Origin of the sequence: Buttiauxella izardii, from assembly GCF_003601925.1 — a bacterium.
Taxonomy (GTDB): domain Bacteria; phylum Pseudomonadota; class Gammaproteobacteria; order Enterobacterales; family Enterobacteriaceae; genus Buttiauxella; species Buttiauxella izardii.
In genome coordinates, this window is record NZ_QZWH01000057.1 from 1 (window position 1) to 13,187 (window position 13,187).

A 13,187-nucleotide genomic window follows, 5' to 3' on the forward strand; every position below is an offset into this window, starting at 1 on the left:
ATGGTGCACCCAGGAAGATTCGAACTTCCGACCGCTCGGTTCGTAGCCGAGTACTCTATCCAGCTGAGCTATGGGTGCATCGGGGTATTGCTTTACTGCTGATTCAATGTCGTTAAACTTACCACAACATCGAAAAAGAATGGTGCACCCAGGAAGATTCGAACTTCCGACCGCTCGGTTCGTAGCCGAGTACTCTATCCAGCTGAGCTATGGGTGCACAGGATTACTTCTTTTACTACTGACTTAATGCTGTTTGTTGTTCTAAACAACATCAACAAGATGGTGCATCCGGAGCGTTACTCGCGGTGCGCGCCCTTTTACAGGCCGTTGCAAAAGCAACGTTACTCTCCCTGTTGCTCGCAAAGAAATTAACTTTCTTTGGAACACTACCGTTGCAACGTGGTAGTAGGAAGAATGGTGCACCCAGGAAGATTCGAACTTCCGACCGCTCGGTTCGTAGCCGAGTACTCTATCCAGCTGAGCTATGGGTGCAAAATGGCGGTGAGGCGGGGATTCGAACCCCGGATGCAGCTTTTGACCGCATACTCCCTTAGCAGGGGAGCGCCTTCAGCCTCTCGGCCACCTCACCACACGCCTCTTTCGAGGTGTACCGCTGAACTTGTTTCTGCTCATCGGCACTGCGTGGCGCACATATTACTTTCCCGCACTTATAAGTCAAACAATTTTTCCCAACTAATTTTTAATTGCACACTTCACGCACAATTCGGGCGAATTCACGGCAAAAAGAGTGTTTTATCAACAAGCAAGATAAGGGCAATGGCTAAAAGAGAGCGATTAGAGCGAGTGAGAAATTATGGCAATGACAGGAGATACGGGAGATATGAAGAGGTAAAGCGAAGAAAATAGCCTGCAAAAGGAAGCGTCTCGCTAGTGATTAGCGAGACGCAGTAACTTTAGTAACTCGTTTGTTGCGATTTTTCAGCCTGGATACGTTGGTAGATCTCTTCACGGTGAACAGAAACTTCCTTAGGGGCGTTAACACCAATACGAACCTGGTTACCTTTTACCCCAAGTACTGTCACGGTCACCTCATCCCCAATCATGAGGGTCTCACCAACTCGACGAGTTAGAATCAGCATTCTTTGCTCCTTGAAAGATTAAAAGAGTCGGGTCTCTCTGTATCCCGGCATTCTCCATCATATACGACAAAAGGTAAGCGGTGACAAACACATAAAGTGCCAACTACCACAACATTACATTCTGTTATGACTAAGTCTAGCCGATATACGCAACTTTAACCTGACTTTATCATTATTGAGTGTGTGCAAATTTATGAAGGCGCCGTAACCTGAATGAGTTACGACGCCTGTCTGCACTTTATTTTTTTACTTAGAGCTTCGCCGAGACCCAAGCTTCAACACCAGCCAGAGCACCTGGCAAAGCTGCCGTGTCTGTACCACCGGCTTGAGCCATATCTGGACGACCGCCCCCTTTGCCTCCAACTTGCTGTGCAATAACGCCAATCAGCTCCCCCGCTTTCACGCGGTCGGTCACATCTTTGGATACACCAACAATCAGAGAAACTTTACCTTCTGAAACCGTCGCCAGAACAATGATTGCCGAGCCCAGCTGATTTTTCAGATCATCAACCATGGTACGCAACATTTTCGGTTCAACGTTGGCGAGTTCACTCACAAGAAGCTTCACGCCTTTTACATCGACAGCTTTGCTGGAAAGGTTTGCGCTCTCCTGCACCGCCTGCTGTTCTTTCAACTGCTGCAATTCTTTCTCAAGCTGACGAGTACGTTCCAGAACTGAACGCACTTTTTCATTCAGATTCTGGCTGTCGCCCTTAAGCAACTGAGCAATATCTTGCAACTGTTCGCTCTGCGCATGCAGATTTGCCAACGCGCCTTCACCGGTCACGGCTTCGATACGACGAACGCCCGCAGCAGTACCTGATTCAGCAACGATACGGAACAGGCCGATATCGCCAGTACGGCTCGCGTGAATACCGCCACACAGCTCGGTTGAGAAATCACCCATGCTCAGAACACGCACGTGGTCGTCATACTTCTCACCAAACAGCGCCATGGCACCTTTAGCTTTAGCCGCTTCCAAATCCATGACGTTAGTTTCGATAGGCAAGTTGCGACGAATCTGGGCGTTGACGATATCTTCTACCGCACGCACTTCAGATGGCTTCATCCCTTCGAAGTGGGAGAAGTCAAAACGCAGGCCTTTGTCATTTACCAAAGAACCTTTCTGCGCAACGTGAGTGCCCAGAACCTGGCGTAATGCAGCATGCAGCAAGTGAGTCGCGGAGTGGTTCAGACGAATGCGTGAACGACGCTCTTCATCAACTTCAGCTTTTACGCTGTCGCCCACTTTTACAACGCCCGAGACAAGCTTGCCAAGATGGCCGATTGCCTGGCCATATTTCTGCGTATCGTTAACCGCGAAATCGACGCCATTAGCCTTGATTTCGCCTTTATCGCCAACCTGGCCGCCAGACTCGGCATAGAATGGAGTCTCGTTAAGCACCACAACCGCTTCTTGCCCGGCAGTGATTTGCTCAACCGGTTTGCCATCCACAAACAGCGCGGTGACTTTTGCAGTCAAATCAGTGTGATCGTAACCTCTAAACTCAGAAGTCGAATCAACGCGAATCATGCTGTTGTAGTCAGCGCCAAAACCGCTGGACTCACGTGCACGACGACGCTGTTCTTCCATCGCGGCTTCAAAGCCCGCTTCGTCAACTTTCAGGTTACGTTCGCGGCAAACATCGGCTGTCAGGTCGACCGGGAAACCGTAGGTGTCGTACAAACGGAAAGCGGTTTCACCATCCAGAGTGTCACCTTTCAGGTTAGCCAGTTCTTCATCCAACAGCGCCAGGCCACGTTCCAGTGTACGAGCAAATTGTTCTTCTTCGGTTTTCAGAACTTGCTCAACCAGCGCCTGCTGACGTTGCAGCTCTTCGCCAGCCGCCCCCATGACTTCAACCAATGGGCCAACCAGTTTATAGAAGAAGGTTTCTTTCGCGCCCAACATGTTGCCATGACGAATTGCACGACGGACGATACGACGCAGCACATAGCCACGGCCTTCGTTCGACGGCGTCACGCCATCCGCAACCAGGAATGCGCAAGAACGAATATGGTCAGCAATAACACGCAGCGATTTGCTGGTCAGGTCGGTTGCACCAGTCACTTTGGCAACAGACTGAATCAATTTGCTGAACAAGTCGATTTCATAGTTGGAGTTAACGTGTTGCAGAACAGCAGCAATACGCTCCAGACCCATACCGGTATCAACCGACGGCTTAGGCAATGGCAGCATTGTGCCATCCTGCTGACGGTTGAACTGCATGAATACCAGGTTCCAGATCTCGATATAGCGGTCGCCATCTTCTTCCGGGCTGCCCGGAGGGCCACCCCAGATATGGTCGCCATGGTCAAAGAAGATCTCGGTGCATGGGCCGCAAGGACCGGTGTCACCCATCTGCCAGAAGTTGTCAGAGGCGTAAGCGCCACCTTTATTATCGCCAATACGAATAATACGCTCGCGTGGAACGCCAACTTCTTTTTCCCAGATTTCAAACGCTTCGTCGTCAGTCTCGTATACCGTGACCCACAAACGATCTTTTGGCAGATTGAACCACTGCTCGCCGGTCAATAATTCCCAGGCGTAGTTGATGGCATCATGTTTGAAATAGTCACCGAAGCTGAAGTTACCCAGCATTTCAAAGAAGGTGTGGTGACGTGCGGTGTAACCGACGTTTTCCAGATCGTTGTGTTTACCACCGGCGCGGACACAACGTTGAGACGTTGTGGCACGGGAATAATTACGTTTGTCGAGACCAAGGAATACATCCTTGAACTGGTTCATCCCGGCATTAGTAAACAGCAAAGTAGGATCGTTATTCGGAACCAGGGAGCTGCTCGCTACGACCTGGTGACCTTTACTATGGAAAAAATCGAGAAACGCCTGACGGATCTCAGCGGTGCTCTTGCTCATAATTATCCTGAAATCAAGCTAACGAGGAGTTAGCAAACCGTGCATAGCCAATTTTGATACTTTAGCTGTATGACCGGTTGCCTTGAAAATGTGGGAATAAGATAAGTTTTCTTATCGGGGAAGTAAAATCCCGCGTGGCCCTAAACGGCAAAATTTAGATATTTACCGTGAATAGAGGCTTTGGATATCTTCCATAAAGAATCCGCGGTAGAGAAGAAAGCGCTGCACTTTGGCTCGCTCTTTCCATTCTGTTGGAAGTGGATCACCAAATTTTCGTTCGGCAATATCACGCGCCATGCTTTGCCAGTCTATTTCACAATTAAACATTGCAGCTTCGCCAGTTTCACGCGCAACACCTTTACTCTGCAATTCCTGGCGAATACGTTGCGGGCCATAACCTTTGCGACCACGGCTGGCAATAAAGCGGGTTGCAAAGAGTTCGTCGTCCAGCCAGCGATGTTCATAACACCAGGCAATAACCTTGTCGATATCTTCTGGTGTGAACGGATCTTCTTCGGATTTGGGCTTTCCGGGGAACGACGGTTGGGCGGTCAGTTTGCGGCGAAGTTCTTGTTCGCTGTGATCGCGCATCGCCAAAATACGAGTGGCTTTATCCAGCAATCGGGAATACGGGTTACGACGAGAATTTGATTCAGCAGGCATAGCGGATAACCTGTTTTAGAAGAAATACAGTAAGGCAGAAATAAACAAGGGCTGCCGTAGCAGCCCTTATGGGATTTAGAAGTCTTCTTTGGATTCGGCTACATCTTTGTCGTGGTCATCAACGACGAAGTCTGGCTTACCATCCGGGTTGTTCAGCAGCATATCGCGCAGTTTCTTCTCGATTTCAACAGCCATTGGCTTGTTCTCTTTCAGGAAGTTGCTGGAGTTTGATTTGCCCTGGCCAATCTTCTCACCGTTATAGCTATACCATGCACCGGCTTTTTCAATCAGCTTATGCTTCACGCCAAGATCAACCAGTTCGCCGTAGAAGTTGATACCTTCGCCGTACATGATCTGGAATTCAGCTTGTTTAAACGGTGCAGCAATTTTGTTTTTAACGACTTTAACGCGAGTTTCACTACCCACCACGTTATCGCCATCTTTCACCGCGCCAATACGACGGATATCCAGACGAACAGAAGCGTAGAACTTCAGTGCGTTACCACCGGTTGTGGTTTCTGGGTTACCGAACATCACACCAATTTTCATACGAATCTGGTTGATGAAGATAAGCAAGGTATTGGATTGCTTAAGGTTACCCGCCAGTTTACGCATTGCCTGGCTCATCATACGTGCCGCAAGGCCCATGTGAGAGTCACCGATTTCGCCTTCAATTTCAGCTTTCGGCGTCAGTGCAGCAACGGAGTCAACAACCAGTACGTCTACTGCGCCTGAACGTGCCAGTGCATCACAGATTTCCAGCGCTTGTTCGCCAGTGTCTGGCTGAGAACACAGCAGGTTGTCGATATCAACGCCCAGTTTTTTAGCGTAAACCGGATCCAGAGCGTGCTCGGCATCGATAAACGCACACGTTTTACCTTCACGTTGAGCGGCGGCGATAACTTGCAAAGTCAGCGTCGTTTTACCAGAAGACTCTGGCCCGTAGATTTCAACGATACGGCCCATTGGCAGGCCACCGGCCCCCAGAGCGATATCCAGTGAAAGTGAACCGGTAGAGATCGTTTCCACGTCCATGGTACGGTCTTCACCCAGACGCATGATGGAGCCTTTACCAAATTGTTTTTCAATTTGGCCAAGTGCTGCCGCTAACGCCTTCTGTTTGTTTTCGTCGATAGCCATTTTTACTCCTGTCATGCAGGGTGATACACGAATGCGCCACGCTGCTTACTATGCTGTTTTGTTGTGCCAATTATACTGTATGGTCATACAGTATCAAGCTTATTTTTGAGAAATTCTTCCCACAGAGTTTGCAGTGCGTATTCCGTGGCCTGGCGGCGAACTGAGTCACGGTCGCCGTCAAAACATTGATGGTGTGCAACCGTACCCTCTTTCTTTGAAGCAAAACCAAACCACACCGTTCCAACAGGTTTTTCAGCGCTGCCGCCATTTGGCCCGGCAATCCCGCTGACGGCAACAGAATAATCTGCAGCGGCGGCATACAACGCCCCTTGCGCCATTTCACGCACCACGGCTTCACTCACTGCGCCATGGGTTTCCAGTGTGCCGCTATCAACCCCAATCATTTGATGCTTTGCTTCATTACTGTAAGTAACAAAGCCGCGTTCAAACCAGGCGGAACTGCCTGAAACATCGGTAATCACTTTCGCAATCCAGCCGCCGGTACAGGATTCAGCCGTGGTGAGGGTGGCACCAAGCTGGCCCAACGCTTCACCGACCTGGTGACTGAGTTGACGCAATGTTTTGTCTGTCATGTTGGCTCCGATTGTAGACATATCGCAGGCTTACACGATAGCACTTAACGGCACTTTCAGAGGATTACATTCGATAACGCGAGGCGGTTCCAGAATATAGAAAACGGCCAGCGAATGCTGGCCGATTAAATCACTTCATGCTGTTAGCGATGGTGTCCACATTATGCTTGAACGCCATTTCATAAGTGCTGGCTGGCCCGTCAGCGGGTGAAAGCGCTTCAGGATAAAGTTCGCCCCCCGGCTGCGCGCCACTGGCGGTAGCAATTTGTTTTACCAGCCGCGGGTCAGTCTGGTTCTCGATAAAGTAAGTTTTGATGTGCTGGCCTTTAAGCTGCTTGATGAGCGCCGCCACATCGCTGGCACTGGCTTCAGCTTCGGTTGAAAAACCAACCGGTGCCAGGAAAGTGACACCATATTCCTGGCCAAAATAACCAAATGCATCGTGACTGGTTAGCACTTTGCGGTGCGATTTTGGAATCGACTCAAAGCGTGTTTTCGCCCAGCTATCCAGCAGTTTCAGGCGCGTGACATATTCAGTCCCGCTTTCATTAATCGCCGCCGCATCTTCAGGGTCAGCAGCCATCAGCGCTTTGGTAATGTTTTGCGCGTAGATAGCCCCGTTTTCAGCACTGTTCCACGCGTGCGGATCAGTAATTTGCTTGCCGTCCTCATCCATTTTGCGCGTCGCGATACCTTCGGACGCCACAATGACTTTGCCTTTGTAGCCCGATGCGCTCACCAGGCGGTCCATCCACCCTTCCATTCCCAGCCCGCTCACAATAACCACGTCCGCTTTACTTAGCGCTACGCTGTCTTGTGGTGAAGGTTCAAAGCTATGCGGGTCGCCATCCGGCCCAACCAGACTTTTCACCGTCACATGTTCGCCGCCCACCTGTTTTGCCATATCAGCCAGCACCGTAAAACTGGCAACCACATTGAGGTTTTTAGCCAGCGCCGCGTGGCTGGAACAAGCCAGCACCAATGACATCATCATCCCAAAACGTTTCATTTAATCCCCTTGCTTGTTGTTATCCAGCCTTTAAAAAGGCTACGCACCAGCCCGCTACGCGAACCAAAAAGTATTGAGATAAAGAAGCCCACGCTTGCCGTCAACACGATGGCGGGGCCTGCTGGCAATGCAGCGGCAAATGACCACGCCAGCCCAAGCCAGGCAGATAACAGACCGAAAATCACGGCGAGCAGCATCGAGCCAGGCAGCGTTTTCGCCCAGCATCGCGCCGAGACAGCGGGCAGCATCATTAATCCGACGGACATCAGCGTGCCGAGAATTTGAAATCCGGCGACCAGGTTTAGCACCAGCAACGCGAGAAAAACGCCGTGTATCAAATGTGGCGCGAAGCGGTTATTAACTTGCAAGAAGCTGCGGTCGAACGTTTCCATCACCAGGCCCCGATACAACGCGGCCAGAATAAGCAGTGTCACGCTCGCAATCACCCCCACAAAAAGAGTGGCCTGGCTGTCTACCGCCAGAATCGAGCCGAATAACAAATGCAGCAGATCGACGCTGGAACCGCGCAACGATATCAGCGTTACGCCCAGCGCCAGCGAGCCAAGGTAGAATCCAGCAAAACTGGCATCTTCTTTCAGGTTGGTGCGTGAACTCACCAGGCCGGAAATTAACGCCACCAGCACGCCCGCCACAAATCCACCGATACCCATGGCGACCAGCGACATACCCGCCAGCAAATACCCGACAGCAACGCCCGGTAAAATGGCATGCGAAAGCGCATCGCCCACCAGGCTCATGCGGCGCAATAAAAGGAAAATCCCCAACGGAGCGGTGCTAATTGATAGCGCCAGACAAGCCACCAGCGCACGGCGCATAAAGCCGTAATCGATAAAAGGTTCGATTAAAAAGTGATAAATCATGCGGATAACACCAGATTCAGACCCAAAGGGTTGTAACGCGGAAGCACTTGTTGGGTTGCCCCCCAATGACACGCATCAGGGCCAAGCAGTAACACTTCAGGAAAGAAGCGCTCTACAAGCTCGTTATCGTGCAATACGGTAATCACCGTTTGCCCGGCTTCGTGCATCTGGTGGATTAACACCATCAGGAAATGAGTTGTTTGGGCATCAACGCCAGTGAATGGCTCGTCGAGCAGCACCAGCGGAGCATCCTGAATCAGCAGGCGAGCAAACAACATGCGCTGAAATTGGCCGCCGGACAGGGTTTCGATTGGCTGTTTGTACATCTCGCTCAGCCCAACGCGGTCTATCGCTTGCGTAACAAGCTCCCGGTGGCGTCGGGTAAGGCTTGAGAAAAGTCCACGAGCGGGCCAGCATCCCATACTCACCACATCATAAACCGTCGCCGGGAACTGACGATCCATATCAGCCAGTTGCGGCAGCCATGCCGTGCGTGGTGCGGTTCCGTGAGCATATTCAACACGTCCTGATACCGGCGCATGCAGCCGTAACAGCGTTTTTAGTAACGTGGATTTGCCAGTGCCGTTTGCGCCGATAACCGCCGTCATGCTGCCCGCACAAAATTTCCCGGAAAGCGGCGAAGTGACTGCCCTGCCCTGATAGCCAAGCACAACTTGTTGTAGCTCAATCATGGCAGCGCTATCGCCCACAGGACGGCCAGCCAAAGGAAGCACAGCACGACTATTACGCCACCTGCACGTAACAAAGCAGACGCGCAAAAAAGCGTACGCGGAGAAGATAAAGACATCAGGAAGCACTCATCATGATTTGTTATAACATAACATAAACCACTTTGAGTACATTGTAAATTCCTGATCGTCGATCAGGAAAAACCGATAGATAGCGCGTAGGAAAATCCCCGCCTTAGAATAAAGCGGGGAAAGAGATTATTGAACGCGAGCCAGCGCCACCGCTTGCCCTAATTGCCAGACCGCCATCGCGTAATGCGTGCTGTGGTTGTAACGGGTGATGGTGTAGAAGTTCGGCAAGCCGTACCAGTATTGATATCTGTCGCCCATATCCAGGCGCAACAAACTGGCTTCCTGATGATTCCCCAGTGAAGCCGTTGGCGTGAGGCCCGACTGTTGCAGCGCAGACACTGAATATTTGGTTTTGAAGCCGTTCGCCAGCCCCGGAACCTGGCCGTTGGCAGGCACCGCCACCAAATCGCCTTTCACCCAACCGTGGCCTTTGAAGTAGTTCGCTACGCTGCCAATGGCATCTTCCGGATCCCATAAATTCACGTGACCGTCGCCGTTGAAATCCACCGCATATTCTTTAAAGGAAGACGGCATAAACTGGCCGTACCCCATCGCTCCGGCAAACGATCCTTTCAATGCCAGTGGATCATCACCTTCGTTACGCGCCATCAGCAGGAAGGTTTCCAGTTCGCCCGAGAAATATTCCGCACGGCGCGGATAAGCAAATGACAACGTTGCCAGCGCATCAATAATGCGCGTTTTGCCCATCACGCGGCCCCAGCGGGTTTCCACGCCGATAATCCCGACGATAATTTCCGGCGGCACGCCATAAACCTGGAAGGCGCGTTTCAGCGCGTCATCGTATTGGTTCCAGAATGCGACACCATTTTGCACGTTATCCGGCGTGATGAACTTAGCGCGATAACGTAACCATGCGCCATTTGGCCCTGGAGGCGGCGCGGTGGTTGGAGCCTGTTGGTCCATTAAACGCAACACGTAATCCAGCCTTTTGGCCTGAGAAAGCACTTCATGCAATTGCTGGCGATCAAAGCCGTGCTTGCTCACCATTTTATTGATGAATTTCTCAGCTTCAGGATTATTGGCAAAATCCCCCGTCTGCATAAACACATCATGCTGTGGTTGCAGCAGGAAACCGCCTGATGGCGTGCCAGCTTGCTGCTGCGGAGTTTCAGTTTTCGGTTTGCTGCTACATGCGGCCAGCAAAACAATAAGCGGAAGTAACGCGACGGAGTAACGCATGTGTTGAGATATCCATATGACTAACGACGAATGTGTATTCCTTATGGTAAATCAAAATCACAGCGGGAGTAACAGACTCTGCGAGGCAACGCGAAGTTTTCCTGCCGTTTGGCGATATGTCATCGCAGGGTTCTATGGTGTAATAGCGAAGCTTTTCACGGAGCATCACCTTCATGCGATAATGCGACCACTAACAATAATAAAAAATCGCAATTAACTTTTAATTCAATGGATTAAAAAGAAAAACATTATGAGTACAACGGAAAATCTCGACGCCCATACCCCGATGATGCAGCAGTATCTGCGCCTCAAAGCAGAACATCGCGACATCTTATTGTTCTACCGCATGGGTGACTTTTACGAGTTGTTTTATGACGATGCAAAACGTGCGTCGCAGCTACTCGATATTTCCCTGACTAAACGCGGTGCATCCGCGGGCGAGCCGATTCCCATGGCTGGCGTGCCACATCACGCCATCGAAAACTATTTAGCCAAGCTGGTGAATCTGGGTGAGTCTGCTGCCATTTGCGAGCAGATTGGCGATCCGGCCACTAGTAAAGGCCCGGTTGAGCGAAAAGTGGTGCGTATTGTCACGCCTGGCACCATCAGTGACGAAGCGCTGCTGCAAGAGCGCCAGGACAACCTGCTGGCGGCAATCTGGCAAGACGGCAAAGGCTTTGGTTATGCAACGCTTGATATTAGCTCCGGGCGTTTTCGCCTGTCCGAGCCTGAAGATATCGAAACTATGGCTGCCGAACTTCAGCGCACCAATCCCGCCGAACTGCTGTATGCGGAAGACTTCGCCGAGACGCGTTTAATTGAAGGCCGTCGCGGTTTACGCCGCCGACCGTTGTGGGAATTTGAAATCTCTACTGCCCGCCAGCAGATGAATATGCAATTTGGCACCCGCGACCTCACCGGGTTTGGCGTTGAAAATGCCCATCACGCGTTATGCGCTGCCGGTTGTCTGCTGCAATACGTGAAAGACACGCAGCGTACTTCGCTGCCGCATATCCGTTCCGTCACCATGGATCGCCAGCAAGACAGCATCATTATGGATGCCGCCACGCGCCGTAACCTCGAGATCACCCAGAACCTGTCTGGCGGATTTGAAAACACGCTCGCGTCAGTGCTGGATTGCACCGTCACGCCGATGGGTAGCCGCATGCTGAAACGCTGGCTGCATATGCCGATCCGTAATGTTGATGTGTTGGAGAAGCGCCAGCAGACGATTGCCGCCCTGCAAGAGCGCAGCGCTGAAATTCAGCCCGTTTTGCGTCAGGTTGGCGATCTCGAGCGTATTCTTGCGCGCCTGGCATTGCGCACCGCGCGTCCACGCGATTTAGCGCGTATGCGCCATGCTTTCCAGCAGTTGCCTGAACTGCGTGAAATGCTGGCGGATGTACCAACGGATTACGTGCAAACCCTGCGTGAAAACATGGGCGAGTTCACCGAGCTGCGTGAATTACTCGAACGTGCAGTCGTAGAAACGCCTCCAGTATTAGTGCGCGATGGCGGCGTAATTGCGCCAGGCTACAACGAAGAGTTGGACGAGTGGCGCGCGCTGGCCGATGGCGCAACGGATTACCTCGATAAACTCGAAATCCGCGAGCGCGAAAAACTCGGCCTCGATACGCTGAAAGTTGGTTTTAACGGCGTGCATGGTTATTACATCCAGATTAGCCGCAGCCAGAGCCACCACGCACCGATTCACTACGTGCGCCGCCAGACGTTGAAAAACGCCGAACGCTACATTATCCCTGAGCTAAAAGAGTACGAAGACAAAGTTCTGACTTCCAAAGGGAAAGCGTTAGCGCTGGAAAAACAGCTCTACGATCAGCTCTTCGACACCTTGTTGCCGCACCTTGAAGCATTGCAGCAAAGTGCGACTGCTCTCGCGGAACTTGATGTGCTGGTAAACCTGGCTGAACGTGCTTACAGCCTGAATTACACCTGCCCGCAGTTAAGCGATAAACCGGGGATAAAAGTCGTTGGTGGTCGTCATCCGGTGGTTGAGCAAGTGCTGAGCGAGCCGTTTATCGCCAACCCGCTGAGCCTTGCGCCGCAGCGCCGGATGCTGATTATTACCGGCCCGAACATGGGCGGTAAAAGTACCTACATGCGTCAGTCTGCGCTGATTGTATTGTTGGCTTACATTGGCAGTTTTGTCCCGGCGCAGCAGGCAGAAATCGGCCCTATCGACCGTATTTTCACCCGTGTGGGTGCCGCTGATGATCTGGCTTCCGGGCGCTCGACCTTTATGGTGGAGATGACCGAAACCGCCAATATTCTGCATAACGCCACCGAACACAGCCTGGTGCTGATGGATGAAATTGGCCGTGGGACGTCCACGTATGATGGCTTGTCACTCGCCTGGGCATGTGCCGAAAGCCTGGCAAACCGCATCAAAGCGATGACGCTGTTTGCCACACACTATTTTGAGCTGACGACGCTGCCTGAAAAAATGGAAGGTGTGGCGAACGTGCATCTCGATGCCATCGAACACGGCGACACCATTGCGTTTATGCACAGTGTGCAAGATGGTGCGGCGAGCAAAAGCTACGGTTTAGCCGTTGCCGCACTGGCGGGTGTGCCAAAAGATGTGATTAAGCGTGCGCGTCAGAAACTGCGTGAACTTGAAACGCTTTCTAATAACACGGCTGCCACGCAAGTCGATGGTACGCAGATGTCGTTGCTGTCTGTAGCTGAGGAAACTTCGCCTGCGGTAGAAGCGCTGGAAGCGTTGGATCCGGATTCGCTGTCGCCGCGTCAGGCGCTGGAGTGGATTTATCGGCTGAAGAGTTTGGTCTGACTTTCTCCCTCATCCCGCCCTTCACCCCAGGGGGCTGTCTCTTAGTCACATCTCTGTGAGTGTGGGGCAGTTCCGTTCACCCGGTGTTCA

The 13,187-nt window shown here is 51.7% G+C and carries 10 protein-coding genes and 4 tRNA genes; 1 reads left to right on the forward strand and 13 read right to left on the reverse strand.

Annotation, left to right across the window (positions count from 1 at the left end; genetic code table 11):
- Window position 1 precedes the first annotated feature (1 nt).
- From D6029_RS20295 to mltB, 13 genes are all read right to left on the reverse strand, one after another.
- A tRNA-Arg gene (locus D6029_RS20295) sits at window positions 2-78 on the reverse strand.
- A gap of 62 nt (window positions 79-140) precedes the next feature.
- Window positions 141-217 (reverse strand) — tRNA-Arg (locus D6029_RS20300).
- 198 nt (window positions 218-415) lie between these two features.
- Window positions 416-492, reverse strand: a tRNA-Arg gene (locus D6029_RS20305).
- A 4-nt stretch (window positions 493-496) separates the two neighbouring features.
- Window positions 497-589, reverse strand: a tRNA-Ser gene (locus tag D6029_RS20310).
- Between the two features lie 325 nt (window positions 590-914).
- Window positions 915-1,100 (reverse strand): carbon storage regulator CsrA, encoded by a 186-nt coding sequence (csrA, locus tag D6029_RS20320; protein WP_013574027.1) that lies wholly within the window; start codon window positions 1,098-1,100, stop codon window positions 915-917.
- Between the two features lie 250 nt (window positions 1,101-1,350).
- Entirely contained in the window at window positions 1,351-3,978 is a 2,628-nt protein-coding gene (gene alaS / locus D6029_RS20325; protein WP_120066502.1) for an alanine--tRNA ligase, read from the reverse strand.
- A 162-nt stretch (window positions 3,979-4,140) separates the two neighbouring features.
- On the reverse strand, window positions 4,141-4,641 hold the full coding sequence (locus D6029_RS20330; protein ID WP_120066503.1) for a regulatory protein RecX: 501 nt from the start codon (window positions 4,639-4,641) through the stop codon (window positions 4,141-4,143).
- A gap of 75 nt (window positions 4,642-4,716) precedes the next feature.
- The gene (gene recA, locus D6029_RS20335; RefSeq protein ID WP_120066504.1) at window positions 4,717-5,781 is read right to left on the reverse strand and encodes a recombinase RecA; all 1,065 of its coding nucleotides are present in this window, start codon (window positions 5,779-5,781) and stop codon (window positions 4,717-4,719) included.
- A gap of 83 nt (window positions 5,782-5,864) precedes the next feature.
- Window positions 5,865-6,374 (reverse strand): nicotinamide-nucleotide amidase, encoded by a 510-nt coding sequence (pncC, locus tag D6029_RS20340; RefSeq protein ID WP_120066505.1) that lies wholly within the window; start codon window positions 6,372-6,374, stop codon window positions 5,865-5,867.
- A 130-nt stretch (window positions 6,375-6,504) separates the two neighbouring features.
- Window positions 6,505-7,383: a metal ABC transporter substrate-binding protein gene (locus tag D6029_RS20345; RefSeq protein WP_120066506.1), complete on the reverse strand. Its 879-nt coding sequence runs from the start codon at window positions 7,381-7,383 to the stop codon at window positions 6,505-6,507.
- Window positions 7,380-8,264, reverse strand: coding sequence for a metal ABC transporter permease (locus tag D6029_RS20350; RefSeq protein ID WP_120066507.1), 885 nt, complete (start codon window positions 8,262-8,264; stop codon window positions 7,380-7,382). Before D6029_RS20350 ends, D6029_RS20345 begins: the two co-directional genes overlap by 4 nt.
- The gene (locus D6029_RS20355) at window positions 8,261-8,989 is read right to left on the reverse strand and encodes a metal ABC transporter ATP-binding protein (protein WP_418230280.1); all 729 of its coding nucleotides are present in this window, start codon (window positions 8,987-8,989) and stop codon (window positions 8,261-8,263) included. Before D6029_RS20355 ends, D6029_RS20350 begins: the two co-directional genes overlap by 4 nt.
- A gap of 222 nt (window positions 8,990-9,211) precedes the next feature.
- Window positions 9,212-10,285, reverse strand: coding sequence for a lytic murein transglycosylase B (gene mltB / locus D6029_RS20360; RefSeq protein WP_120066509.1), 1,074 nt, complete (start codon window positions 10,283-10,285; stop codon window positions 9,212-9,214).
- A 250-nt stretch (window positions 10,286-10,535) separates the two neighbouring features.
- On the opposite strand from mltB, the gene mutS reads away from it, so the two are divergent.
- The gene (mutS, locus tag D6029_RS20365; protein ID WP_120066510.1) at window positions 10,536-13,097 is read left to right on the forward strand and encodes a DNA mismatch repair protein MutS; all 2,562 of its coding nucleotides are present in this window, start codon (window positions 10,536-10,538) and stop codon (window positions 13,095-13,097) included.
- Window positions 13,098-13,187 lie beyond the last annotated feature (90 nt).

Coding starts and splice junctions, on each gene's coding strand:
- alaS (WP_120066502.1), bottom strand. CDS start 3,978: ATGAGCAAGAGCACCGCTGAGATCCGTCAGGCGTTTCTCGATTTTTTC.
- D6029_RS20350 (WP_120066507.1), bottom strand. CDS start 8,264: ATGATTTATCACTTTTTAATCGAACCTTTTATCGATTACGGCTTTATG.
- pncC (WP_120066505.1), bottom strand. CDS start 6,374: ATGACAGACAAAACATTGCGTCAACTCAGTCACCAGGTCGGTGAAGCG.
- D6029_RS20345 (WP_120066506.1), bottom strand. CDS start 7,383: ATGAAACGTTTTGGGATGATGATGTCATTGGTGCTGGCTTGTTCCAGC.
- D6029_RS20330 (WP_120066503.1), bottom strand. CDS start 4,641: ATGCCTGCTGAATCAAATTCTCGTCGTAACCCGTATTCCCGATTGCTG.
- mutS (WP_120066510.1), top strand. CDS start 10,536: ATGAGTACAACGGAAAATCTCGACGCCCATACCCCGATGATGCAGCAG.
- mltB (WP_120066509.1), bottom strand. CDS start 10,285: ATGCGTTACTCCGTCGCGTTACTTCCGCTTATTGTTTTGCTGGCCGCA.
- recA (WP_120066504.1), bottom strand. CDS start 5,781: ATGGCTATCGACGAAAACAAACAGAAGGCGTTAGCGGCAGCACTTGGC.
- csrA (WP_013574027.1), bottom strand. CDS start 1,100: ATGCTGATTCTAACTCGTCGAGTTGGTGAGACCCTCATGATTGGGGAT.